At 68.3% G+C, this 24,928-nt stretch carries 25 protein-coding genes; 9 read left to right on the top strand and 16 right to left on the bottom strand.

Annotated features, from left to right (window positions below):
• Positions 1-37 precede the first annotated feature (37 nt).
• Entirely contained in the window at positions 38-841 is an 804-nt protein-coding gene (locus tag BLU38_RS04100; protein WP_091520276.1) for an SDR family NAD(P)-dependent oxidoreductase, read from the bottom strand.
• 86 nt (positions 842-927) lie between these two features.
• Between BLU38_RS04100 and BLU38_RS04105 the strand changes: the two genes are divergently transcribed.
• Entirely contained in the window at positions 928-1,785 is an 858-nt protein-coding gene (locus BLU38_RS04105) for a helix-turn-helix transcriptional regulator (protein WP_091520279.1), read from the top strand.
• 57 nt (positions 1,786-1,842) lie between these two features.
• Here BLU38_RS04105 and BLU38_RS04110 read toward each other — a convergent pair whose 3' ends face one another.
• Positions 1,843-2,325 carry a GNAT family N-acetyltransferase gene (locus tag BLU38_RS04110; RefSeq protein WP_157683204.1) on the bottom strand — a complete coding sequence of 161 codons (483 nt, stop codon included), beginning with the start codon at positions 2,323-2,325 and terminating at the stop codon, positions 1,843-1,845.
• A gap of 64 nt (positions 2,326-2,389) precedes the next feature.
• On the opposite strand from BLU38_RS04110, the gene BLU38_RS04115 reads away from it, so the two are divergent.
• Positions 2,390-2,695, top strand: a complete 306-nt coding sequence (locus BLU38_RS04115) for a hypothetical protein (protein WP_091520288.1) — start codon at positions 2,390-2,392, stop codon at positions 2,693-2,695.
• 6 nt (positions 2,696-2,701) lie between these two features.
• Here BLU38_RS04115 and BLU38_RS04120 read toward each other — a convergent pair whose 3' ends face one another.
• Entirely contained in the window at positions 2,702-3,370 is a 669-nt protein-coding gene (locus BLU38_RS04120; RefSeq protein WP_172836070.1) for a TetR/AcrR family transcriptional regulator, read from the bottom strand.
• 85 nt (positions 3,371-3,455) lie between these two features.
• On the opposite strand from BLU38_RS04120, the gene BLU38_RS04125 reads away from it, so the two are divergent.
• Positions 3,456-4,445: an alpha/beta fold hydrolase gene (locus BLU38_RS04125; RefSeq protein WP_091520295.1), complete on the top strand. Its 990-nt coding sequence runs from the start codon at positions 3,456-3,458 to the stop codon at positions 4,443-4,445.
• 383 nt (positions 4,446-4,828) lie between these two features.
• On the opposite strand, the gene BLU38_RS04130 is transcribed toward BLU38_RS04125, so the two are convergent.
• From BLU38_RS04130 to BLU38_RS04155, 6 genes are read right to left on the bottom strand one after another with little or no spacing between them, the layout of a single operon-like run.
• A complete protein-coding gene (locus BLU38_RS04130) occupies positions 4,829-5,557 on the bottom strand; it encodes a GntR family transcriptional regulator (protein ID WP_091531894.1) in 729 nt (242 codons plus the stop codon).
• 34 nt (positions 5,558-5,591) lie between these two features.
• Positions 5,592-7,250, bottom strand: a complete 1,659-nt coding sequence (locus tag BLU38_RS04135) for a dipeptide ABC transporter ATP-binding protein (protein WP_231920167.1) — start codon at positions 7,248-7,250, stop codon at positions 5,592-5,594.
• 7 nt (positions 7,251-7,257) lie between these two features.
• Complete coding sequence (locus tag BLU38_RS04140) at positions 7,258-9,069, bottom strand: gamma-glutamyltransferase family protein (protein ID WP_091520303.1); 1,812 nt, start codon at positions 9,067-9,069, stop codon at positions 7,258-7,260.
• A 7-nt stretch (positions 9,070-9,076) separates the two neighbouring features.
• The gene (locus BLU38_RS04145; RefSeq protein WP_091520308.1) at positions 9,077-9,946 is read right to left on the bottom strand and encodes an ABC transporter permease; all 870 of its coding nucleotides are present in this window, start codon (positions 9,944-9,946) and stop codon (positions 9,077-9,079) included.
• Positions 9,946-10,899, bottom strand: a complete 954-nt coding sequence (locus BLU38_RS04150; RefSeq protein WP_091531897.1) for an ABC transporter permease — start codon at positions 10,897-10,899, stop codon at positions 9,946-9,948. Before BLU38_RS04150 ends, BLU38_RS04145 begins: the two co-directional genes overlap by 1 nt.
• On the bottom strand, positions 10,899-12,542 hold the full coding sequence (locus BLU38_RS04155) for an ABC transporter substrate-binding protein (protein WP_091520311.1): 1,644 nt from the start codon (positions 12,540-12,542) through the stop codon (positions 10,899-10,901). The genes BLU38_RS04150 and BLU38_RS04155 overlap by 1 nt, the downstream gene beginning before the upstream one ends.
• Before the next feature lie 87 nt (positions 12,543-12,629).
• On the opposite strand from BLU38_RS04155, the gene BLU38_RS04160 reads away from it, so the two are divergent.
• Both BLU38_RS04160 and BLU38_RS04165 read left to right on the top strand, forming a co-directional pair.
• On the top strand, positions 12,630-13,184 hold the full coding sequence (locus BLU38_RS04160) for a helix-turn-helix domain-containing protein (protein ID WP_231920168.1): 555 nt from the start codon (positions 12,630-12,632) through the stop codon (positions 13,182-13,184).
• Between the two features lie 28 nt (positions 13,185-13,212).
• Positions 13,213-13,656 carry a VOC family protein gene (locus tag BLU38_RS04165; protein WP_091520315.1) on the top strand — a complete coding sequence of 148 codons (444 nt, stop codon included), beginning with the start codon at positions 13,213-13,215 and terminating at the stop codon, positions 13,654-13,656.
• A gap of 29 nt (positions 13,657-13,685) precedes the next feature.
• Here the strand turns inward: BLU38_RS04165 and BLU38_RS04170 are convergent, their stop codons facing one another.
• The 4 genes from BLU38_RS04170 to BLU38_RS04185 are packed head-to-tail and all read right to left on the bottom strand — an operon-like array spanning position 13,686 to position 17,186.
• Positions 13,686-14,579 (bottom strand): aminoglycoside phosphotransferase family protein, encoded by an 894-nt coding sequence (locus BLU38_RS04170; protein WP_091520319.1) that lies wholly within the window; start codon positions 14,577-14,579, stop codon positions 13,686-13,688.
• Entirely contained in the window at positions 14,576-15,298 is a 723-nt protein-coding gene (locus BLU38_RS04175; RefSeq protein WP_091520324.1) for a response regulator, read from the bottom strand. The genes BLU38_RS04170 and BLU38_RS04175 overlap by 4 nt, the downstream gene beginning before the upstream one ends.
• Positions 15,298-16,632 carry an ATP-binding protein gene (locus BLU38_RS04180; protein ID WP_091520328.1) on the bottom strand — a complete coding sequence of 445 codons (1,335 nt, stop codon included), beginning with the start codon at positions 16,630-16,632 and terminating at the stop codon, positions 15,298-15,300. The genes BLU38_RS04175 and BLU38_RS04180 overlap by 1 nt, the downstream gene beginning before the upstream one ends.
• A 38-nt stretch (positions 16,633-16,670) precedes the next feature.
• Positions 16,671-17,186, bottom strand: coding sequence for a hypothetical protein (locus BLU38_RS04185; protein ID WP_091520331.1), 516 nt, complete (start codon positions 17,184-17,186; stop codon positions 16,671-16,673).
• 363 nt (positions 17,187-17,549) lie between these two features.
• Between BLU38_RS04185 and BLU38_RS04190 the strand changes: the two genes are divergently transcribed.
• Entirely contained in the window at positions 17,550-18,140 is a 591-nt protein-coding gene (locus BLU38_RS04190) for a hypothetical protein (protein ID WP_091520335.1), read from the top strand.
• Positions 18,141-18,188: 48 nt separating this feature from the next.
• Here the strand turns inward: BLU38_RS04190 and polA are convergent, their stop codons facing one another.
• Positions 18,189-20,876 (bottom strand): DNA polymerase I, encoded by a 2,688-nt coding sequence (gene polA, locus BLU38_RS04195; RefSeq protein ID WP_269458185.1) that lies wholly within the window; start codon positions 20,874-20,876, stop codon positions 18,189-18,191.
• A gap of 168 nt (positions 20,877-21,044) precedes the next feature.
• Positions 21,045-21,224 (bottom strand): helix-hairpin-helix domain-containing protein, encoded by a 180-nt coding sequence (locus BLU38_RS04200; RefSeq protein WP_091520340.1) that lies wholly within the window; start codon positions 21,222-21,224, stop codon positions 21,045-21,047.
• Positions 21,225-21,331: 107 nt separating this feature from the next.
• Between BLU38_RS04200 and BLU38_RS04205 the strand changes: the two genes are divergently transcribed.
• Both BLU38_RS04205 and BLU38_RS04210 read left to right on the top strand, forming a co-directional pair.
• Positions 21,332-21,796: a PaaI family thioesterase gene (locus tag BLU38_RS04205; RefSeq protein WP_091520344.1), complete on the top strand. Its 465-nt coding sequence runs from the start codon at positions 21,332-21,334 to the stop codon at positions 21,794-21,796.
• A 156-nt stretch (positions 21,797-21,952) separates the two neighbouring features.
• Entirely contained in the window at positions 21,953-23,794 is a 1,842-nt protein-coding gene (locus tag BLU38_RS04210; protein ID WP_157683205.1) for a PQQ-binding-like beta-propeller repeat protein, read from the top strand.
• A gap of 34 nt (positions 23,795-23,828) precedes the next feature.
• On the opposite strand, the gene BLU38_RS04215 is transcribed toward BLU38_RS04210, so the two are convergent.
• Positions 23,829-24,521 (bottom strand): SDR family NAD(P)-dependent oxidoreductase, encoded by a 693-nt coding sequence (locus BLU38_RS04215; protein ID WP_269458157.1) that lies wholly within the window; start codon positions 24,519-24,521, stop codon positions 23,829-23,831.
• Between BLU38_RS04215 and BLU38_RS04220 the strand changes: the two genes are divergently transcribed.
• Entirely contained in the window at positions 24,516-24,911 is a 396-nt protein-coding gene (locus BLU38_RS04220) for a TetR family transcriptional regulator C-terminal domain-containing protein (protein WP_197679992.1), read from the top strand. The genes BLU38_RS04215 and BLU38_RS04220 overlap by 6 nt on opposite strands.
• Positions 24,912-24,928: the final 17 nt, after the last annotated feature.

Genomic DNA, 24,928 nt, shown 5'->3' on the forward strand with positions numbered 1-24,928 from the left:
ATCCGGCCGGGCGGCTCCGGCGGACCTGAGATTTCGCTCAGGCGCCGGCGCCTCCGTCGACCGGGATGATCGCTCCGGTGACCATCGAGGCACGGTCGCTGAGCAGCCAGGCAGCCGCCTCGGCGACCTCGTTGGCCTCGGCCATCCGACCCATCGGAGTGGCGGCCGTGTTCCGGTCGATGACGCCGGGGGTGGCTCGCTCCCACTCGAGCATCATCTCGGTGACCGTGCCACCGGGAGTGATGCCATTGACGCGGATGCCGTCCGCCGCCCAGCTGACGGCCGCGGATTCGGTGATGCTGTTCAGGGCCCGCTTCATCGCCCCGTAGGCCGGCAACACCGGATTCGCCCGGCGCGAACCGATACTGGAGGTGTTCACGATCGCACCGCCACCACCGGCACGCATCAACTCGGCCTCGGCGTTCATCGCGGTCCACTGCCCGCGGAAGTTGACGGAGAACTGGGTGTCGATATCGGCGTCGCTGGTGCTGTCCAGCGGGCCGGGCTGCTGGCCGGCGCCGCCGTTGTTGAACGCACCGTCCAGCCGTCCGTACAGCTCGCGCACCCGGTCCACAACAGCCCGGATGCTGGCGCTGTCGGCGAGGTCGACGGGCACCGCGTCGGCCGTCCCGCCGGTGCCACGGATGTCGGCCACGATGCGATCGAGGGCATCGGTGCTCCGAGCGGCGAGCACGACGGAGGCGCCCTCGGCGGCGAAGAGCCGGCCGGCGGCTGCTCCGATGCCGCGGCTCGCCCCGGTGATGAAGATGATCTTGCCGGCCAGCAGGCCGGCGGTGGTGCTGCCGGTCGCGCCGGTGCTGATGTCAGTTCTGGTTGCCATGGTCACCAGCGTCGGCGGCTCGCCGGCCCGGATGCAGGCACCATCGGTACCTGGCTCCGCCGGCCGCGAGGAGCGATCCTGGAGTCATGGACAAGCACGAGCTGGGCGGGTTCCTCCGGAGCCGGCGCGAGCGGCTGCGGCCGCAGGACGTCGGGCTGCCCGACGGCCCGCGGCGTCGTACTCCGGGCCTGCGCCGCGAGGAGGTCGCGGTCCTCGCGCACATCTCAACGGAGTACTACGTACGCCTGGAGCAGGCCCGCGCGCCCCGGCCGTCGGCCGAGGTGCTGACCGGGATCGCCGGCGCGTTGCGGCTGACCGATGCCGAGACCGACCATCTGCACCTGCTGGCCGGCACGGCGCCGAACCGCACCCGACGGCACCGCCGCGACGTCCGACCCAGCATCCTGGCGCTGCTCGACCGGCTGCCGCAGACCGCCGGGCTCGTCACCTCCGCCGCCTTCGAGGTGCTCGCCTGGAACGACCTGGCGGTGGCCCTGCTGGAGGACTTCGGACCACACCACCCGGACCGCCGCAATCTCGCCCGGCTCGCCTTCCTGCACGACGCACCGGCGGACGAACCGCTGTACGGCATCTCCGACGCCGCCGAGTTCCGCCAGCATGTCGCGATCGAGCTGCGTTCGGTCGCCGCCCGCTATCCCGCGGATCCCGATGTCACCGGACTGGTCGACGATCTGCGGGCCGGGAGCAGCGAGTTCGCCCGGTTGTGGGAACGCAATGACATCCAGCCGGCGCCGACCCTCAGCAAGACCTTCGAGCACCCGATCGTCGGTCGGATCACGGTGGACTGCGACGCCCTGCAGTTGACCGACCGCGACCAACACCTGGTGCTGTACAGCGCACCGACAGGGTCCGCCGACGCCGAGAAGCTGGCCTTCCTGGCCGCACTCGGCAGCGAACGGGTCAGGACCGACCACCGGCACTGACGCCGTCGGTGCGGACGCTGCCACGGGTGCCCGCCGCGCCGGCCGTCGTCGGGGCCGTCAGTCCGACAGGTCCTTGCGCATCCGGATCCAGCTGTCGTTGAAGCCGAGTGATCGATAGAGCGCGGATGCGGCGTCGTTGCCGGCATGCATACTCAGCGTGATGGTGGCTGCACCTGCCGAGCGAGCCCAGCGTTCGAAGTCGTTCATCAACAGGGTCGCGATGCCGGACCGGCGCGCGGCGGCCGTGACCGCGACATCGGCGACGTACCCGACCGGACCGTGATGCCGTTCGATGCCGCCCTCGGGAGCCGGAGAGACGTTGCCGGTCAGGAAACCGACGGGGACGCCGTCCTGCTCGGCGACCGCACAGTAGTAGCCGTCGCCCGTCGGAAGGTCGGCATAGGCGGCCCGCATGCCGGCGGCGTCCGGCGGCTGCTTGATGTCGGGCCACCGGTCGGCGTGCCAGCCGACCGATTCGCGGGCCAGCTCGGCGATGGCGTCAAGATCATCGTTCGTCGCCGACCGGATGCGTACGCTCACCCGCCGACCATAGCCGTGCACCTGCGGAGGTGAGCCGTACCGGACGGTTGGCACAATGGCGAACATGCCGACGTACACGGTCACCGACGGGAACCAGAACACGATCTCCCAGGTGGCGCCGAACAGTCTGAAGCAGTTCCTCGACGAGTGTGAGACCTACGCCGAGTTGCGTCGCGACGACTGGCCGGGACGGGCCGCGATCGCCCGGCCGGTGGACGGCCGGTGGCAGGTGGAGATCGTCGACGGCCGGCAGCGACTGGTCGCAACCACCCCGAACGCCGATGCCACCCTGGACGTCATGCGAGCCTGGGCCGAGGAGGACGACTGGTGGCAGGAGGCCTTCACCTGGCGGGCCGCCGAGGCGGGGTAACCGACCTCATCCCAGCAGACCAGAGATCACGCCGGCGACGATCCGATCGAAGACCTCCGCCTCGTCGTCCTGCTCGGCTTCGGTTCCTGCCGCCAAAGCGGCGGTCAGCATGGGGTGGCTGTCGGGGCCCGGCGCGAGCTCGGACTCGCCGATCGGTAGTGACCGCTGGTGCGAGTTGAGTTCGTTGCGCACCAAGGCTGCCGTCAACGCGTTCAGTACGGCGATCGCCTCCAGCTTGCGTCCCGGCGGTAACGGAACATCGCGCAGCACAGACAGCGCATCCTCCAGATAGTCGAGGGTGCGGGGTCCCATCGGATGAGCGGACGCGGTGGCATCCAACAGCCAGGGATGTCGTCGATAGCAGTCCCGTCCGGACCGAGCGAGCGCGAGTAGCTCAGTACGCCATCCGTCGCCGTCGGCGGGCCGTAAGATCTCGCCGTTGACCCGGTCGACCATCAATTCGATCAACTCGTCACGGGTCCGGATGTAGCGATACAAGGACGCGGGTTTCGACCCGAGTGCCTCGGCGACCGCCCGCATCGTGACCGCGGCCAGACCGCGTTCGTCGGCCAACGCGACACCTGCCGCCGCCAATCGGTCCCGGTCGAAGCTCGGCGTCGGCCCTCGTCCGCCGCGCGCCGGTCGCCGCCAGATGCTCGCCGATCCGTTCGTCACATCACACCCCTTTTCTGCGAACACTGTACGCACTATTGTGGTGGACACACCAACTGCGAACGTCGTTCGCAGAAAGGATCCGATCATGACCTCCGAGCACTCCTCGCCGTGGACAGAGACCCGCTACGCCCACAACGGCGACATCTCCTTGGCCTACGACAGGCTGCGGTTCGCCCCTCGACCGGACAGCCCCCGATCAGCTGGCTCGCCACCGGACACGCGGGCCGAGCCGTTGTTGTTGATCATGGGCTGGGCGATCTCGCGTTCCTGGTGGCCGCAGGGTCTGGTCGAGGCGTTCGCGGCCCAGGGGTTCGACGTCGCCCGCTACGACAATCGCGACTCCGGCCGGTCGAGCAGACTTCCCGACACCTCGGTCCGCAATCCCCTTGCTGCCTTGGCATTCCGGCGCGGCTCGAGCTATTCCTTCGAAGACCTGGCCGACGACGCGGTGGCGGTCCTGGACGCTCTCGGCTGGCAGCGGGCGCACCTGTTCGGACATTCGATGGGCGGACTGATCGCTCAGCGGGTCGCGCTGCGCCATCCCGATCGGGTGATCAGCCTCACCTCGTCCGGCGCCCAGCCCAGCGACCTGTCCGGACTCGCGGTGCTGCGTCACATCAACCTTCTCCAGGTCGCCCGGTTCGCCATCACGAAGCACCCGGACGGCAAGGCCGGGGACGCCTCCGCGGCGGCCATGGCGATGAACGGTCTGGCCTCGCCCGAGGTGCCGATCGACGAGGAGGTGCTGCGAGCCTGGACAGAGATCGACGAGGACTCCGGACTGCGCGACCCCAGCGCGATGAGCCGTCAACTCGGCGCAACGTGGCACGGTCGCCGGCTGCGTGAGCTGCGGACCCCGACCTTGATCATGCACGGGCTGGACGATCCCCTGCTCAAGGTCACAGCAGCAGTGGCGATGGTCCGGGCGATCCCGGGAGCCAAGCTGGTGGTGCATTCCGGCGTCGGGCACTACATCCCGAGCTGGGTCTGGCCCGACATCGCCCGCGAGGTCGGCTGGCACGCCGCCGCAGCGTTCCGACGCGAGAACGAGGAGACGATCACGGCGACGCGCTGACGGCTTCTGTGACGTGCCCGCCGAACAGGCATTGTCTCCACGTTTCGGCTGGAGCTCTATTCGATCTTGACGACGGGCAGCTTCGCCGCGTACGCACCTGAGCGCGGGATCGGTGCCACCCGGGTTTGGCACCGGAGCGATCGCCGGGTGGCTCCAGCACGTCGAGAACAACCCGTGAACCATCTCCAACGGGGAGCGCGCTGGCTGCGGTCCGGCGGACCCAGTGCACACGACGACTGTCACGTCCGGCTCGCTGCTCCGGGTCGGAAAATCGACGCTCCGGTCGAGCCGGTCGTCATTCTGATCGTTCGGCACACTCGACCCGTCCGCATGGCTCACCGACGCGGGTGGCACGCCGACGGATCCAGGGGAGGCGCAGACGGTCACCGCGCCGCGTCGAGGGTCTCCTTGAAGTGCGCGCGGCGGGCCTTGCCGACATGGTCGGCGATCAGGGCGCCGGCGGCGTCGATCTCGCCGGCCAGGATCGCGTCCAGCAGTGCCCGGTGCTCCTGCCAGGACGACGCCGCGCGGGTCTCGACGTCGCGGCTGTAGACCCATTCGATCTTGGCGGCGACCTGGCGGAGCAGCACGGTCAGGCTCGCACTCTGGCTGGCATGCGCGACCCCCAGGTGGAAGGCGGTGTTCAGCGCCGGCAGTTCGGCGGTCTCACCGGCTGCGACCAGCCGCTCGCCGGACGAGACCAGGGCGTCCAGCTCGGAGCCGATCCGTCGCAATTCCTCGCGTTCGGTCGCCCAGGCCTGCTGGCTGGCCTCGCGGACGATGGTCGATCCGGTCGGCTCGGTCCGGGACCGGGAGGCGGCGGCGAACCGCTCGGCGCAGCGTCGGAAGATCCGGGTCTCGATCACCTCGCGGACGGCGAACAGGTCGGAGACCTCGGCGCGATCCAGCGACGCCACGGCCGCTCCGGCAAAGGGACGCAGGACGACGAAGCCCTCCGATTCCAAGGTCCGTAGCGCTTCGCGGATCGGCACCCGGGAGACGCCGAACTCGCGACTCAGCGCGGTCTCGGTGAGTCGATCACCGGGCGCGTAACCGCCGGAGGTGATCGCGGTACGGATCTGGTCGACGACCCGCGTCGTCAGGCTGGTCATCGCGGCCACACCGGAAGTGTCGTCGATGCGCCGTTCATACCAGCAGCCCGGCTCCGGGAATCGCGTCCAGCAGCCGGCGGGTGTATTCCGACTGCGGCGCGTCGAAGACCTGGTCGACGTCGCCGTGTTCGACGACCTTGCCCCGATTCATCACCAACACCCGGTCGGCGACCTGACGGACCACCCCCAGGTCGTGGGTGATGAACAGATAGCTCAGACCGAGCCGCCGTTGAAGATCATCCAGCAGCCGCAGGGTCTGGTCCTGGACCACCACGTCCAGCGCCGAGACGGCCTCGTCGCAGACCAGGATGGACGGCTCCAGGGCAAGAGCACGGGCAATCGCCACCCGCTGTCGCTGACCTCCGGACAGCTCCGAGGGACGTCTGCCGGCGATCGAGGTCGGCAGGGCGACCTGGTCGAGCAGCTCCGCCACCCGACGCCGCCGCGAGGTCCGATCCCCGATCCGGAAGAGCCGCAACGGTTCGTCGATCAGGTGCTGGATGGAGTAGGTCGGGTTCAACGAGGCGTACGGATCCTGGAAGACGGGCTGCATCTCGCGGCGGATCGATCGCCGGGCCTGCCCGGTGGCCAACTGGACGACGCGGCCGTCGACCCGGACCTCGCCGGCCGTCGGCCGTTCCAGGCCGAGCACCAGCTTGGCGGTGGTCGACTTGCCCGATCCGGACTCGCCGACCACGGCGATCGTGCTGCCCTTGGTCAGGTCGAACGAGACGTCGTCGACAGCCACCAGCCGCTGCCCACGCTGCCCACGGATCCGATACTCCTTGCGCAGATTGTGCGCGGACAGCACAACATCCGCCGCCGGAGATCCCTGAGCCTGTCGAAGGGCATCCACCGATCCCTCGACAACCCCGGGACCCTTGTGCGCTTGGCGATCACGGACCTTCAGCGACGGAATGGCCGCGATCAGTCGTTGGGTGTACTCCTGCTGCGGGTCGGTGAGCAGGTCGACGGCCGGGCCGCTCTCCACCACCCGGCCGCGTTCCATCACGATCACCCGGTCGGCCCGTTCGGCGGCCAGACCAAGATCATGAGTGATCAACAGCATCGACGTGCCACGGGCGGCACGCAGCTGCTCCAGATGGTCAAGGATCTGGCGTTGCACGGTGACGTCCAACGCCGAGGTCGGCTCGTCGGCGATCAACAACTCCGGTTCGCAGGCCAGCGCGATCGCGATCAGCACTCGCTGCCGCAGCCCTCCGGAGAATTCATGCGGATATTGCCGGTAACGCTGCTCGGCCTCAGGGATACCGGCCTCCCCCATCAGCTCGATCGCGCGTCGCCGGGCTGCCGCACCGGTCGCCATTCCGTGTGCCGCCAACGTTTCGGCGATCTGGCGGCCGACCCGTAGGGCCGGGTTGAGGTTAGACATCGGGTCCTGCGGGACCAGGCCGATCTGCCGGCCGCGGAGTCGGCGCAGCCGGGCCGGCGTCGGGTCGGTGACGTCCTCGCCCCGGAAGTTGATCTTGCCGGCGGTGATCCTGCCGGTGCCGGGGAGCAGACCGAGCACGGCCGCTGCCGTCGTCGACTTGCCCGAGCCGGACTCGCCGACGACGGCGACCCGTTCGCCGGCGGCCACCGTCAGCGAGGTCCCGTGCAGTGCCGGTTCCCAGTCCCGGTCGCTGCGGTAGGAGACCTCGAGGTCGCGCACCGCCAGCACCGGTTCGGTCACGGCCGACTCAGCGTCCGACGGCATAGCCCTGTGCCCCTCGCGGATTCGCCGCCGCGGTCAGTTCACCGGTCCGCGGGTCGCGGCTCACCGAGGACAACCGGCCGAGCGCCCAGTCGCCGGCCCGGGTCACCCGATGGCCACGGCGTTCAAGATCACCGATGACGTCCGCACCGAGCCGGTCTTCGACGACGGCTCCGGCCGGTGTCTGGGTCCGCGGCCAGAACGAGCCCGCCAGCGCGGTGGTGTGCAGGGACGGCGCATCGATCGCCTGTTGCCCGCTGTAGCCGCCGACCAGCGTGCGTAGCAGATAGCTGAGCTGCCACTGGTCCTGTTGATCGCCCCCGGGACTGCCGAGCGCCGACGTCGGTACGCCATCGGTGAGCAGCACGGTCGGCGTCAAGGTCGTCCGCGGCCGACGCCCCGGTGTCAATGCCGACGGAGACGCCGGATCGAGCCAGGTCATCTGCAGCCGAGTCCCCAGGCAGAACCCGAGCGACGGGATGTGCGGTGAGGACTGCAGCCAGCCGCCCGACGGCGTCGCCGAGATCATGTTGCCCCACCGATCGACGATGTCCAGATGGCAGGTGTCACCGCGGGTCTCGCCGGTCGGCCGCACCGTCGGCTCGCCGACACCCGCGGCTGCGGTCGCCGACTCCAGGAGCACCGGGACCGGGTACGGGTCCCAGCCGTCCACCCTTCCCGGCAAGGCCTGTTCGATCGCGCGGTCGGTGATCTCGCGACGCCGCCGATCGGCGTACTCGGTCGACAGCAGTTGCTGCAGCAGGGCGTCCCGATCGCCGGCGGTTCCATGATCAACAGCGGTGCCCGGATCTCCGTAGTAGGCGTCCCGATCGGCCATCGCGAGCTTCAACGCCTCCAGGATGGTGTGCGCACCCGCCGGCTGCTGCGGATCGAGTTCGTCGTCGGTGAATCCGTCCAGCAGCCGCAACGCCTGCAGCAGCACCGGTCCCTGTCCCCACTGGCCGGACTTCAGCACGGTGTGACCGCGGAACTCGATGCTCGCCGGGGTCTCCCAGCCGGCACCGAACCCGGCGAAGTCTGCGGCGGTGATCACCGCAGCGTGATCATGGCCGTCGGAGTGCCGGTGCGGTTCGGCCAGGAACGCCGCCGCTTCCTCCGCGACGAAGCCCTGCGCCCATTCGGTCCGGACCGCTTCGATCCGATCCTCCCGACTGGCTGCCCCCTGCCCCGCCGCCAGCAACCGACGCAGCACGTCGGCGTAGGCCGGATTGCGATGGCTGCGGACCACCGGTTGCCCGCCGGGCAGCCAGAAGTCGGCCGACGAGGTCCAGGACTCGGTGAAGAGCTCGGCGACGGTCCCGATGGTGCCGGCGACCCGGGACACCAGCGGATAACCCCGCTCGGCGTAGTCGATGGTGTAGGCCCACAGATCGGCCAGTTCCATCGTCCCGTGATCACGGGCCAGCAGCAGCCAGGCGTCGACCGCACCCGGCACCGCGGCCGCCAGGCCGCCGGCACCCGGCACCAGATCCAGCCCTTCGGACCGGTAGTGCTCGATGGTGGCCCCCGCTGGCGCAGGCCCCTGCCCACACAGCACTCGCGCTGGGCCCCCGACCGGTGCGGCGATGCCGACCATGTCCCCGCCGGGACCGTTCAGATGCGGTTCGACGAGATGCAGCACGAAGCCGGTCGCGACGGCGGCGTCGTAAGCGTTTCCGCCCTGCTCCAGGACGGCCTGGCCGACCGAGCTGGCCAACCAGTGCGTGCTGGCGACCATCCCGAAGCTGCCACGCAGATCGGGGCGGGTGGTGAATTCGGCGGGCGGGGTGTAGGTCATGATCAGGTCAGCTCCTGGCAGGGTCGAGGGCGTCGCGGAGGGCGTCGCCGAAGAGGTTGAAGGCCAGGCAGATGATCACGATCATCAGGCCCGGTACGACGGCGGCCGCCGGACTGCGATAGATGTACTGCTGGGCATCAGAGAGCATGATGCCGAGGCTGGGGGCCGGCGGCCGGATCCCCAGACCGAGGAAGGACAGCGTCGCCTCACCGATGATCGCCACCGGCATGATCACGGTGGCCTGGACGATCACCGCGGGCAGTGCGTTCGGCAGGATGTGACTGATCATGATCCGGGGACCGGTCGCATCAAGAGCTCGGGCCGAGGCGACGAAGTCCAACTCCTTCCAGCGCAGGGTTTCGGCGCGGACGACCCTGATCATGGTCGGCACCTGGGCAATACCCAGCGCGATCGCGGCTCCGGAAAGGCTGGCACCGTTGATGGCTGCCAACCCGACCGCGATGATCAGGAACGGGAAGGCCAACATCAGGTCCGTCAGTCGGGAGATCAACGCGTCCAGGGTCTTCCAGAAGCCCGACATCAGTCCGAGCGGAACACCGATCAGGATGGCCAGCCCGACCGACAACACACCGACCTCGAGCGATGCCCGGGTGCCGTAGAGGACCCGGGAGACGATGTCGCGACCAAGATCATCACTGCCCAGCCAGAAGCCGACCGTGCCGATCCGTTGGAACGGGGTGGCGAAGTGCACCTGGGTCGGCGGGTACGGCGCCAGTGCCGGCGCGCCGATCGCCATGATCAACACCACCGCGAGCAGCACCATGCCGACGACGCCGAGCGGGTTGCCGCGCAGTCGCCGCCAGACCCGGCCGCGGACGGCGCCGAGGTCGAGATCGGTGACGGTCTGGGTCGCCATCAGGCCTCCCCTCCTACCCGGATCCGCGGGTTCAGCAGCGAGTACACCACGTCGACCGCGAGGTTGATCAGGACGTAGCCCGCGGTGATGATCACCACCACCGCCTGGATCACCGGATAGTCACGAGTGAACACCGAGTCCAGGGTGAGTTTGCCGAACCCGGGGAGTCCGAAGATCCGTTCGGTCACCACCGCACCGGAGATCAGTCCGCCCAATTGCAGGCCGATGATCGTCACCACCACGATCAGCGAGTTCCGCAGCACGTAGTTGCCCAGCACCGAGCGGCGGGACAGCCCCTTGGCCCGTGCGGTCCGGACGTAGTCCGCACCCAGAGTCTCGATCATCGATGATCGGGTCTGTCGTGCGACCACGGCAGCCAGTGCGGTGCCGAGGATCACCGCCGGCAGGGTCAGGTAGTACAACGCCCGCAGCGGGTTCTCGGTGACGGCGACATACCCCGAGGCGGGGAACCAGTTCAGGGTGACTGCCAGATACAGGATCGCCAGCAGGCCGAGCCAGAAGTGCGGGATCGACAGTCCGCCCAGGGAGAACAGGTTGGCCACCCACTCCGGCCATTTGCCGCGGTACAACGCTGCCACGGTGCCGGCGACGATGCCGATCAGTACGGCGATGACGATCGCGTAGGCCGACAGCCACAGGGTCACCGGCAGGGTTGCGGCGATCAGATCGATCACCGGCGTGCCGGTCCGGATCGAGGTGCCGAAGTCACCGCGCACCATGTTGGCCAGGAAGTGTCCGAACTGGGTGAGCACCGGCTGGTCGAGGCCGAGGCTGCGTCGGACGGCGGCGACGGTTGCCGGATCGGCTTCCTCACCGGCCAGCGCCAAGGCCGGGTCACCGGGCAGGGCACGGACCCCGAGGAAGACCACGAACGCTGACAGCAACAGGGTGATCACCGCGTGCAGCAGCTTGGTCAGGATGTGGCGGATCATCACTTCTCCTGCACGAATCCGGCCCGGGTGAGGCGGACGACACCGTCGGGATAGGTGGCCGCACCGGCGATCTCGTCGGTGTAGGCCGTGAGATTGCGTTGCCGGTACAGGTAGATCAGCGGATTGTCCTGCTGCACCTGACCGACCACCTTGTCGTAGAGCGCGCGACGCCGTTTCGGATCGGTCGTCAGGGTGGCATCGGTCAGTGCCTTGTCCACCGTCGGCGAGCTGTAGCCGGAGTAGTTGGTCGAGCCACCGGTGGCCAGGAAGCCGTACATGTTGCCGTGCGGGTCGATCCGGCCGGACCAGCCGAGCAGCACGGCCTCGAAGTCGCCGGAGGACTGCTGGTCGAGCAGTGTGGAATATTCGACCGGTTCGATGGTGATCTTGAACCCGGCATCGGCGACCGAGGCTTGCAACGCCTGGGCGAATCGCAGTCCGTCGGCGGTGTTGGAGACCTTGACCGTGATCGGGTACGGCACCGGTACACCGGCGGCGGTCAACAGCTTCTTGGCCTTCGCCGGATCATGATCGGGACAGCTGTCCCCTGCCGGACCGGCGAATTCCGAGGTCGGCGAGATCGGTGAGCAGGCCGGCGCGTACCAGTTGTTGAAGGCGGAGTTGACCAGGCCGTCCCGGTCGATCGCTGCCGCCAGGGCCTCACGGACCCGTGGATCCTTCGCCAACGGTGTGTTGATCGTGCCCGGCTTCTTGCCGACCCCGCGGGTGTTGCCGAGGTTGATCGTCAACCCCTGGTAACCCAACGACGTGGTCTGCAGCAACCCGATCCCCGGCTCCTGACTGAGCGCATCGACGTCCTGCGGAGAGATCGAGTCGGCGATCTGGATGTCACCGGATCGCAGGTTGGCGGCTCGGATGTTGGCGTCGGACATGATCCGGTAGGTGATCGAGTCCAGCCTGATCTGGTCGGCCGCGTAGTACTTCGGATCCTTGACCACGGTGATCGAGGTCTGCGGCACTCGGGACTCGAATCGGAACGGGCCGACGCAGGTCGGGTGATCAGCGAAGGAGTCGCCGTACTTCTTCAGGGCCGTCGGTGACATGATCATTCCGGCCCGGTCGGCCAGCGAGGCAGTGATCGGAGCGAAGGCCGAGGAGTAGTTGATCACCACCTTGTCCGTGCCCTGGGTGCCGATCGAGGTGATCGGACCGAGTTCGCTGACCCGTGCCGAATCGGACTTCTTCAAGTGCCGGAGCAGGCTGGTGCGTACCGCGTCGGCATCGAATCGGGTGCCATCGGCGAACCGGATGTCGTCGCGGACCCTGATGGTGACCTTGCGGCCGCCGGCGGAGAAGGTCGGCAGCGCGGTGGCCAACTGGGGGACAATTCCGCCGTCGGCGTCGGTGTCGTACAGCTTCTCGCAGATGCTGCTCATCACGTACCGGGTGTAGAGCGAGGTCGACGTGGTCGGGTCCAGCTTGTCCGGCTCCGAGGACAGACCCATCACCAGGTCCCCGCCGCGGACGACCTGGCGTTGCCCGATCGGATCGCTGGGCCGGGCGGGCCGTTCGGGCGCCGGCCCGGGGCGCTGCACCGCGTAACAGCCGGCGGTGGCCACCACCAGCAGCAGCAGGGCGACGATCAACCGCGATGCCCGGCGCAGATCGGGAGAACGTTTCATGATGCGACGGATCGTATACAAATCATCTCGATTCGTATACAACCTCGTCCATACTGCGAACTGCTGTGGCCCGGATACGGTTCTGGTGTGAGTCAACCCGCGCGCCCTCGGCACGTCGATGGGTCAGCTGCTGCCCTGCCGCCGACCGCCGTCGGCTCTCATCTGCTGCCGCACCTGCGTCGCGCCCGTGATCTCATCGATTCCGGCTACACCGAGCGCCTCGATCTTGATCGACTCAGCGCGGTCGCCGGCTTGTCGAAGTATCACTTCCTGCGCTGTTTCACTGCTGCCTACGGGCAGACTCCGGCGCAGTACCTGACGCATCGTCGGATCGAACGGGCACAGGATCTGTTACGTGCGACGAACCTGACGGTGACCGAGGTGTGCGACCTGGTCGGCTACAGCAGCCTCGGCTCCTTCAGCAGCAGGTTCACCGAACTGGTCGGGGTCGGGCCGCGCGCATACCAGGACCGGTACGCCGCGACCGGGGCGCCGATGATTCCCGGGTGTTTCCTGTTCATGATCGGATTGCAGGACCGGGAGCCGGACCGGGCCGAGGGCGTGGGGCCCGATCGTCAGAGGATCGGGGCCGGCGGGCAGCACGTCGCCGACGGAGACAGCGCAATTCCGGAGAAGCCGTGAGCGCAGCTGCTGCCGTACCGTCGTCATCATGATCACCGGAATCTCGCTCTTCAGCGTGTGGGTCACCGACATCGACGAGGCCCTGAAGTTCTACACCGAGAAACTCGGCTTCTCGGTGAACACCGACATCACTCTCGGCGACGGCTATCGGTGGACGACCGTCTTCCACCCCGACCAGCCCGACCTGTCGGTCAATCTCCAGGTCCCCGGTCCGCCGTTGGATCCTGAGTCGGCCGAATTCGTCCGACGCTCACTGGCGAAGGGCGTGATGCACGCGTTCGTGCTCAGGACCACCGACTGTCGGCAGAGCTACGCCAATCTGTCGGCCAAGGGGGTCGAGTTCGTCCAGGAACCGTCGGTCCGTCCGTACGGGACGGAGGCGGTCGCCCGGGACAACTCGGGCAACTTCCTGGTCCTCGTCCAGCAGGGCGAGTACAGCGGCGAGGACTTCCCGCATGCCACCGCGAATTGACGTATCGGTCCAGCTGATCGCTCCGGTACTCAGCGATCCAGCCGCGACAGCAGCGTCGCGAACCGATCGGCGCCGCGTTCGGCTTCGATGATCATCTGCTCGGCGTCGGCGGCCGACGACCGCCAGGCCACCACGCCGGAGTAGCCGAGATTGAGCATCGTCGAGCACCAGGCGTGGCTGAGCTCCTCCCGTGCGGGTGCCGGGCGATGCCCCGTCACGGCCGTCCATCCGTCGCCGGCTGCCCGCCGGGCCTCGCTGTCGTACGGCGCCGTCATCGCCACATCGAACATCGCCGGACCGTAGCGGGCCGTGTTCCAGTCGATCACCAACGGCAACGGATCGCCGGGGCCGGGCAGCAGCACGTTCAGGCCGTACAGGTCTCCGTGCAGCAGCGTCGAGGGGAACAGTTCGCCGGCATTCATGAAGCGGGGGTCTGCGGCCAGCCGTCGCATCAGCGCCGATGCCCGGCCGACGAGTCGTTCACCGAGGAGATCACGGGCCTTGATCAACTGCTCCGGGCCGAAGCTGGTCAGCATCCGGCGGAGGAAGTCGCGATCGATGAGTTCGATGTCGGCCGGTAGTTCCGCCCGACGGCCGACGAACCGCCCGTGCATCCGGCCGACCGCGGCGTGCACCTGCTCGGTCAACCCGGCGGCGATCCCGGCGGCCGCGCCGGTGTGGTAGTTGATCATGATCCAGAGCGGATCGCCTTCGCCGTGGCTGTCCAGCAGCCGTGGGAACAGCGGCTCGTCCAGATCGGCAAGCAACCGCAGCACGTCCCGTTCGCACCGATCGGTGTATTTGGCGACCACCGGTCGACCGGCGGAGAGGCCACGCAGCACGGTCGCGCCCGATACTCCGCCCTCCAACGGCCGAAGATCGGACAGCTTCCATTCGGCTGGTGGCGGCGGGCCGGCGCTCATCGCACCCGATTGGCCAACCGAACGGCCTGCGCGCGATCCCGCAGCCCGAGCTTGGCGAACAGATTGTTGATGTGGGTCTTGACTGTCGCCGTACTGACGAACAGCCGATCAGCGATCTCGGAATTGTTCAGACCCTCGCCGATCAGCCTCAACACGTCGCGTTCGCGAGGGGTGAGCTGATCAACCTCTGACCGACCGACCGCGGTCGACGGTGAGTCGGCCCCGGCAGAACCATGATCATCGCCGGATCCTGGATCGGCCGCGGAAGCCGGTCCGTCGAGGCCGGAGACCAACCGGGCCGACACCGCCGCATCGAAGGTCGCCTGTCCCCGCGCGACCGAGCGGAGCGCCGCCGCGATGTCATCGCGCGAGGCGTCCTTGGTGAGATAGCCGCGGGCGCCGGCCCGCAACGCCCCCGCGATCGAGGCGTCGTCATCGAAGGTGGTCAGCACCAGGACCGCGGTCTGCGGATGCTCTGCGGTGATCACCGCGGTCGCCGCGACGCCGTCCAATTCCGGCATCCGGAGGTCCATCAGCACCACGTCGGGATGCAGCTCCGCCACCAGTTCGACGCCGCGTCGGCCGTTGTCGGCGGCGCCGAGCACCTCGATCCCGTCGAGCAGGGACAGCACGGTGACCAGCCCGTCGCGGACGATGCCCTGATCATCGACGACGATCACCCGAATCGGTGTGCCGTCGCCGCTCCCGACGTCGGTCATCACACCTCCCCATTCCCTCGGGTCGACCGGCCGGCTCGATCGTCGTCGCGCTCGGCAGCGTCGACGTGATCATCTTCGGGTCCCGTCGTAGCCGGCCAGAGTGCGGAGACCACCCAGCGGTCGCCGCGCCGGCCGGCCGTCAGCGTACCGCCGATGTCGCTGAGTCGGCGGTGCATGCCCGACAATCCGTACCCGCCACCGGTGTCGGCCAGGCCGGCGCGTTCCGGCTCGGCCGACGTCGGCACCGCATTGATCATTTCCAACCGGATCGTGTCGTCGGTGAAGATCAACGATCCGGCCGACCGCCCGCTGCCGTGCTTGTTGATGTTGGTCAGCGATTCTCGGGCGACCGCTGCGAACACTGCCGCGACCGTGGCCGGCACCGGTCGCCGCTGCCCCACCACATCGAGGTCGAACCGGAGCTGGATACCCACTGGGCCGCGGACAACACCGAGGACGGCGTCGACGACGTCCAGCTGCGCGGTGTCCTCGGACGCTCCCTCATCGGCGCCCGGGCCGTCCTGGTCGGCACGGAGTTCCCGTACGGCAGCCCGAGCCTCCTGCAGACCGTCGACGGCCAACCGGCGGGAGGTACGCACTCGGGCCGCGACCTGCTCGCGATCACCGCCGGCCGACAACACGGCGTCGGCGGCCTCCAGCTGCACGACCAGTCCGCCCAGCGAATGGGCCAACACGTCGTGCAGATCACGGGCGATCCGAGCTCGTTCTTCCAGGGCAGCGACCCGGGCGGTCTCCGTCCTCGCCCGCTCGGTCTGCTCGATGACTTCCAGGCTTCGCTGTTCGAGCTGCCGACTGCGTTCGACCAGCGCCTGTTCCTGCGCTCGCCGAACCCGCGTCAGTCTCCGGCTGTAGCCGACCACCCCGATGCCGACGACACTGCACAGGGTCAGCAGCACCTGTTCCAGGTTGTCCCGGCTCAGCACCGCGCCGACAACGATCGGGACCCCGCCGGCTGCCACCGCGAGGACTCCGATCCACAGGTCGATGCCGACGATCCCGATGATGTTCACGGCACCGACGCCGAGCACGATCCATCCCGGCACCCCGATCAGGGCCGTCACCAGGCCGCCACTCACCACCATCGTGATCCGGATGATCAAGGACCAAAGATTGCGGGCCGGTGCCCAGGTGAGCGCAACCGACGCCATCGTGGCAACGATCGCGACAGCACACGCGACGCCCGTCCAGGCGGAGCGGGCGAAGCCGCCGCTGACCACGATGTAGTAGGCGATCGCCACCGCGGCGACGAAACGGAGCAGCGCGCTGAGAAGCTTCTGCCTCTCCGCGTGCTGCTCCAGCTCGGCGTGCCGCATGGTCGAATCCTACGGTCGGGTCGGCCACTGTCTGCGGGTCAGACCCGCTGCAGCGAGCCGTCCCGTGCAGCCGCCAGCTCGTGCCGCTCGACCCGTTCCCGGACGGTCAGCGCCTGTGCGGCCTTCACGATCGCGACCATGAACAGGATCACCGGCGTGCTGGCGGCCAGTTCGAAGTGCAGCGAGTGGGCCAGCACGTCGATCCCGATCCGGACCGCGAGAAATCCGAACCAGATGGCCAGGCCCGAAGGGCGCAGCCGGGAGTGGGTCGCGTCGTTCACCGTCCCGATCTGGGTCAACCGGCCCATCACCCAGCCGCCGAGCAGCGCCAGGCAGGCGCCGATCCCGATCAGCAGCAGGTCGCCGCCCTGGATGTGCAGCGACCCGGGAGTGTCGAAGGTCTTGACCGCGACGAACAGACCGACACCGACCAGGATCAGCGGCATCCGCATCATCTTGGCGGCGTTCACCGACTGCCACTGCATCTGACGGAAGGAGATGAACAGCAGCAGGGCCAGGCCGACGACCACGTAGAGGACCAGGGTGGGAGACATCAGAGATACCAGCTTCCGTGAGGATGAGTTCGGTGCTGGGCTGCCGGTGATCGGCCGGTGCCGACCGATCGAGCAAACCCGCGTCCTTGATGTCTCAAGTCTCGGGAAATCCGCTGCTCCGGCCCACCAACCAGGGGTGGAGAAGTGGGTGGAGATGCGAGGTGGAGGACGCGGGTCCACCCGGTCACAGCGTTCCGACGTTTCGTGCGTCGGTCGGCCGGACGCTCACATTGTCGCGACGCCCGACCGAGGGCGCCGTACAGTGGACGTTCCTCGACCGGAGCCCGAACGACGTCCGATCAGAACCCGGGCGACAAGGCACGCCGGCTGGCACCAGGAACCGTTGTCGCCTACGGTGCGGACATGCAGCGGAGCCGGACCCGACAACAGCGCGCCGACCGCCGGCGGCGACTGGAACCGTTCGAGAAGAACGCCACTCGGCTTGCGGTAGCGCTGGTGATCGCCGGGCCGGTGCTCGGCCTCGGCGCCGGCATGCTCGGCGCTGCCGAGATCTATCCGTTCGAGTACGCGACCGTGGTCGCGATCATTGTGATGTGTTCCTTGATCGGATTGGCGTTGATGATCGGTGCGGTCGGCGGACTGTTCATCATGGGCGGGCCGAAGGCTGCTCCGTTCGGTGTGGTGTTCGTTGCCGGCTTCGGTCTGTTGGTGGCCGGACTCGTTCTCGGTGACGCCGTGCTCCGGGACCTCGGCGTCGTGCTGCTGGCGATCAGTGGCGCGGTCTTCTATCTCGTCGGCTTCGGATCGGGTGACGCGACGCCGTCGGCGGTCAGTCGCTGGGGTCATCCGATCGCTGTCGCGGCCGGGCTGGTGGTGGCCGTTGTCGGCCACCTGGTCGGGGCCTGGTGGTTGCTGCTGCTCGGCGCGATGGCGTTCGGCTGCGGGCTCGGTGTCGTCATTGCTCGCTGGTGGTACAGCCGTCGCCCTCGCTAGACCTCGTCGAGCCTCCGCTGTCCCGGATGGCGCCCGGCGAGCGATGGATCAGTGAGCGGCGGCGTGCCAGGACCGGCCGACGCCGATCGAGACGTCGAGCGGCACTGCCAACTCCACCGCATGACCCATCTTTTCCCGGACCAACTCCTCCACCGCGTCCTGCTCGCCCGCCGCGATCTCGAAGATCAGCTCGTCGTGCACCTGGAGCAGCATCCGGGATTTCATCCCGGCGTCGTCGATGGCGCGTTCGGTGTCCAGCATCGCGATCTTGATGATGTCGGCCGCCGATCCCTGGATCGGTGCGTTCAGCGCCATCCGTTCGGCCATTTCGCGACGCTGCCGGTTGTCGCTCATCAGATCCGGCAGATAGCGGCGGCGGCCGAGAATCGTCTCGGTGTACTCGGTGCGACGGGCGTCGTCGACCAACGAACGCAGGAAGTCCCGCACTCCGCCGAAGCGTTCGAAATACTCGTCCATCAGACCGCGGGCCTCGGAGACCTCGATCTTCAGCTGCTGGCTCAGCCCGTACGCGCTCAACCCGTAGGCCAGGCCGTAGTTCATCGCCTTGATCTTGGCTCGCTGCCCCGGCGTCACCTCGTCGGCCTCGACACCGAACACCCGGGACGCCGTCACGGTGTGGAAGTCGACGCCGGAGTTGAACGCCTCGATCAGGCCGGCGTCGGCCGACTGATCGGCCATGATCCGCATCTCGATCTGGCTGTAGTCCGCGCTCATCAGGTTGTCGAAGCCCGGCCCGACCACGAACGCCTCCCGGATCCGTCGCCCTTCCTCGGTCCGGATCGGGATGTTCTGCAGATTGGGGTCGGTGCTGGACAGCCGCCCGGTGGCGGCGATCGTCTGCATGTAGGTGGTGTGGATCCGGCCGTCGTCGGCGATCGATCCGAGCAGACCCTCCACGGTCTGCTTCAGCCGGATCGCGTCCCGGTGTGCCAGCAAGTAGGCCAGGAAGGGATGCTCGGTCTTTTCGAACAGCCCCTGCAGCGCATCGGCGTCGGTGGTGTAGCCGGTCCGGGTCTTGCGTGTCTTGGGCATCCCGAGCTCATCGAACAGCACGACCTGCAGCTGCTTCGGTGATCCGAGGTTGATCTCCTTGCCCAGCACGTCGTAGGCCGATCGCGCGGCGTCGTCGACCTTGGACCCGAAGTCGGATTCCAAGGACTCCAGGTGATCGGTGTCGACCGCGATCCCGACCCGCTCCATCCGGGCAAGGGTCCGTTGCAGCGGCAGCTCGACCTCCTGCAGCAGCTTGGTACCACCATGATCATCGATGGCGGTGTCCAACGCTGCCGCAAGATCAACAACGGCCCTCGCCTGCACCATCGCGGCGTCGGCGGCTGCCCGATGGTCCTCGCCGTCGTCGAACTCCAGCGCGAGTTGATCTTGATCCGACCCACTCGCCGATTCCTGATCGAGGGCGTCGATCTTCAGCTCGCGTTTGAGGTAGCGGACCGTGAGATCGTCCAACTGATAGGTCCGCTGATCCGGGCGGACCAGGTAGGCGGCGAGTTGGGTGTCCGACACCAGCCCCTGCAGCTCCCAGCCACGCGACCAGATCGCCAGCAGTGGCCCCTTCGCGTCGTGGATCACCTTCTGCTGCTCCGGATCGGACAACCAGCCGGCCAGGGCCTGCTCGTCGTCGGGCGTGAGATCGGTCGTCGTCACATAGCCTGCCGCCCCGTCACCGGAGGCGAAGCCCAGCGCGGTGATGTCGCCGGCACCGGCGGCCCAGTGCCCGACCGGTGCGACACCGGTCCGCCCGGCACCGGCATGCTCGCTCAACCAGCCGGCGAGCTGCCCGGCCTCGAGCACCGTGCCGGTGACCTCGAAGCCGCCTTCCGGCTCGGCGTCATGAGCCGGCAGGGTCTCCAGCAGCCGGTCCCGGAGCACCCGGAACTCCAAGCCGTCGAACAGGGTGTGCACCGCCTCGCGGTCCCAGTCCTGTCGGGTCAGGTCGGTGACCGACAACGGCAGATCCAGGTCGAGCACCAGCGCGTTGATCTGCCGATTGAGCTGGACGTCGGCGATCCGCTCCCGGAACGCGTCACCGGCCTTGCCCTTGATCTCACCGGCCTGAGTGATCAGGTTTTCCAGCCCGTCGTAGGTGCTCAGCCACTTGGCGGCCGTCTTGGGGCCGACGCCCGGGATGCCCGGCAGGTTGTCGCTGGACTCACCGACCAGCGCCGCCAACTCCGGATAGCGGTCGGGCAGCACCAGATACTTCTCCAGCACCGACTCCGGTGTCATCCGCGCCAGATCCGAGACCCCCTTGCGCGGGTAGAGCACGGTGGTGCGGTCGTTGACCAGCTGGAAGGAGTCCCGGTCACCGCTGCAGATCAGCACCTCCAGCCCGGCCTCACCCGCCTGCTTGGTGAGGGTGCCGATGATGTCGTCGGCCTCGAAGCCGTCCTTCTCGACGTAACGAATGTTGAGGGCGTCCAGCACCTCCTTGATCAGCGCGACCTGCCCCTTGAACTCGTCCGGGGACTTGGACCGGTTGGCCTTGTATTCGCCGTACATCTCCGACCGGAAGGTCTGCCGGGAGACGTCGAAGGCGACCCCGACGTGGGTGGGCTGCTCGTCGCGGAGCACATTGATCAGCATCGAGGTGAACCCGAACACCGCGTTGGTGTGCTGGCCAGTCTGGGTGGAGAAGTTTTCCACCGGCAGCGCGAAGAAGGCGCGATAGGCCACCGAATGGCCGTCGATCAGCAGCAGCCGCGGCTTGTCCGGATCCGGGGCCGCCGGCGCTGCGGCCGCCTTCTTTGCGGCGGTCTTGCGGGTCGAGGTTCGCTGAGCTGGCACAGGCCCGACTCTAACCGGCGGCACCGACAACCGTCGTCACGCATCGGTAGGACTGCGCCGTCGGCACGCTCGCGCCGACGCTCAGCCGCGGGCTTCCTGCAACATCCGAACGGCCTTCGGCCCGACACCGTGCAATCGGAGCAATTCGGTGAGGTCGTCGGGCAGGTCCGCCAGGGTCCGGTAGCCGGCGTCGATCAGGCCGCCGGTTGCCGGTCGCCCGATCCGCACACCGTCGAACTCCGGCCCTCGATCCTCCGCCATGCCGACAACCTAGCGTCCCGCGAAATACGAGACCTCGGGGCCGACACCCTGGACCTCGGACCGACACCCTGGACCTCGGAACGGGAGGCACTCCCTAGGCTGAAGCCATGGCTGACACACCGTCGTACGTGTCCGGGGCTGCGGAGCTGCCGGACTGGGTTCGCGAACTGCCCAGTGCGCTGGACGTCTCGATGGGGCTGGAGATCCTCGAGGTCTCCGCCGAACGGGTCGTCGGCCGGATGCCGGTCAAGGGCAACACCCAGCCGATCGGGCTGTGGCACGGTGGGGCGTCGTGTGTGCTGGCCGAGACGCTCGGATCGATCGGCGCCGCGGCGCACGGGATGCCGGAGAAGTTCGCCGTCGGGGTCGACATCAACGCCACCCACCACCGCGCCGTCCGGGACGGCCACGTGACCGGCACCGCCACCGCCCTCAAGCTCGGCCGGAACACCGCGATGTACGAGATCGTGCTCACCGACGACGACAACAACCGGGTCTGCACCGCGCGGCTGACCTGCCAGCTGATCGCCGCGCCCGGCGACCGGCAGCCGACCGCCGGGCCGGTCGGATAACTCGACGGTCACAGCGCGGCCGCGGGCCACCCGCTGACGATACCGAGACACCGCCGACGATGCCCCGGGAGACGGCAGCCCGCGGCACCGACCCCGGCCGCCGAGCGCTGTGCCGAACTCGTCCCGTTGCCCGGCCCCCCGCTACCATTCCGGCCCATGAGCCCCCCGTCCGTGACGCCCCGGCGGCCGGACGTTCGGCGGTCGCTCGTCGGCCCGGCGCGGCTGTCCTGCGTGCTGCTGTTGATCATCACGCTGACCGTGATCGAGTGCGTGATGATCATCGGCGACCATCCGACTGCTCCCGTCGGCGGCTGGGTGTGGCCGATCACGGCGGCCGTGACAGCAATCTGTTGGTCGGTGCGCCGCACCCGGCCCGGGGCGGTGTTGTTGCTGCTGATCCAGACCTTCGTCCTCTGGTCCGCGGTGTTGTTCCCCGGCTCGCCGACCGAGCAGGTCAGCGGTCGCATCCAGGGACTGGATCAGGCCCTGCTGGCGGTCGGTGCCGCCGATCTGCTCCGATGTTTTGCGGCCGGAATCGCCTTACTGGCCTGCGTTCTGGCCTTCGGACGGACGACGGCAGATGACGATGACCGGCAACCACCACGAGCGTTGAGGTTCGGCATCGGCGTGATCGTCGCCGCCCTCGTGGTGGCGATCGCCGTGCCGGCGGGTTTCGGGTTGCAGCGGTTCAGCAGGGCACGCGTGATCAACAGCGCCGAGGAGTCGCAGGTGTTCGACCGACCGGACACCAGCGGGCTGTCGACGGTGACCGTGGGTGACCGTCCCGGCTGGTCGCGGGGCAAGATCGCCGCCGCCCAGCCGGCGGGTGATCGCGTGATCGCGATCGAGAGCGGATCCGACGACCAGCAGTCATCCGCAGTCGTCGGTCTGCGGGCGACCGACGGAGCGATGTTGTGGCGTTATCGGATCGGCAGCTCCGGCGCCCGGGCATCGGTCGATGCAGCCGTGATCGATCCGAACACCCGGATGATCATGATCCACTTCGGCTCCGTCTTGATCGGACTCGACTTCGACGGTGCGGTCCGCTATCACAAACCGCTGGCGGAGTCGGTGTCGCCGACCGAACAGCCGAGCATGATCGGCGACGTCCTCGGCAGCTCGGCACCGGAGGTGCAGACCAGCGGGGTCGCCGTGTTCGGCGGCTACCTGGGAGGCAGCCGAGCAGGTTTCGCCGCCGGCTACGACGTCAGCACCGGCGAACCGCTCTGGCAGTACACCGCCGATTCCGACCGCTGCCCACTCGCCCGAGCGGTCGGCCCCGGCAAGCGGGTCTATCTGCTGGCCGGCGGCGAGCCGCCGTGCCGCACCGAGTTGATCGCGTACGACGGTCCACAAACTGTCTTCCACGTCACGTTGCACGCACCGGACGGCTTCGTCGACCCGTCCTCGCAGCACGCGCTCGACACGATGTTCTCCGACGTACCGCCGACGATCGCCGCGGTCGGAGCCGATCGGGTGGTCACCTCGCCACGATGGCGTTCGGGGAAGGACTCGTCCGATCCGGATCGCCCCGATCAGCAGGTCACCCAGATCTTCGACAGCGGTGGCAACCTGCTCGGCACGTCGCCGCCGCAGCTCGGTCGCCGCGGCATCGTCCGGATGCTTCCGACGCCGTTGTCGCCGGCACCCGACTCAGCCGTCGCCGTCGTCCTGGCGGGCGAGCCCGGATCGGACTCCCGATACCACCGATGGGTGACCCTGTCGTCGGAGCTGAAGCCGATCAAGACCACCAAGATCACCAGCGGCACCGACTACCGACGGATCGGTCCGATGCTGGCAACCTGGCCCTGGGACGGTGCCGACAGCCAGCACGCGGTCACGCTCACCACGGTCGGATCCGAGCCCGGGCAACCCGAACAGTTGGAGCCGGCGAAGCTGGACGGTTGCGGCGACCGGATCAACTGGATCTCGACCGACGACAGCCGGATGGCGATTCGATGCGGGAGCACGATCCTGGTCAGCCAGATCGCGATGTGATCCGTTGCCGGACGGGCTGCAGGTGCTCGTCGTGTCAAGCAGCGTAGCCACCGTCGATCCTCAGGACGGCGCCGGTGACGTAGGAGGCCTGTGGACTGGCGAGGAAGACGACGCCGGCGGCGATCTCCTCCGGCCTGCCGTACCGACCCATCGCCGTCGTCGGGAGGAAGGCGGGCGCGGCCGCGCTGTCGGCCGGGTTCATCTCGGTGTCGACGAAGCCGGACTGAATGACGTTGACCGTGATGCCCCGGTGCGCAAGATCGCGCGCGGCACCCCGGCTGTACCCCTCGAGAGCAGCTTTGGTGCCCGCGTAATCGGTCATCCCCGAGAACCCCACCCGCATGCCGACACCGGAACTGATGTTGACGATCCGCCCACCGTCCGGCAACAGCGGGAAGGCCGTCCGGATCGCAGCCACCACGCTGGTGTAGTTGATCGCGAGCTGACGATCCAGCGCCGCTTCGTCGACGAGGTCGCTGTCGATCGGCGCGGCAACGGTGACGCCGGCGTTGTTGACCAGAATGTCCAGTCTGCCGAACTGCTCGGCCACGTCATGGATCAGTCCGGCTGCCTGGGACGCATCGGCCTGATCAGCCCGGAACGCGGCGGCCCGCACTCCCCTGAATAGCGGATCAGTGGTCCGGGCAAAGGCAGCCTCTACGCGGCGTACGGCGACAAACATGAGCTCTTCCTGCAGGCACTGCGCAGCTACACCGATGAAATGCACGGTCGGCTCCGGGAAGCGCTCACCGAGGCGCCCCGGGCCGTGGAGGCACTCCGGATGATGCTCGAGGCACCGATCGGGGACCCGACCGAGACCCGGCGCGGCTGCTTGCTGGCCAACTCCACCTGCGAACTCGGCAACGCCGATCCCGACGTCCTCGCCCACGCCCGCAGCAGTTACGAGACGTCGACAGCACTGATCGCCGACTGTGTCGTTCGCGCGGTGCGCGAAGGCGACCTGCCCAGCGGAACGGACCCGGTCGCACTGGCACGAGCCCTGCTCGCTGCCCAACAGGGGCTGGTGTTCATGGGACGAACCGGAATGGACACGGTCGCCCTCACCGCCACCGCGCGGTCACTCGCGGCGCAACTCCTGCCGGGCCGCGGCGACTGACCGACGCGCATCCAGGC

This window comes from Microlunatus soli, from assembly GCF_900105385.1.
GTDB lineage: Bacteria > Actinomycetota > Actinomycetes > Propionibacteriales > Propionibacteriaceae > Microlunatus > Microlunatus soli.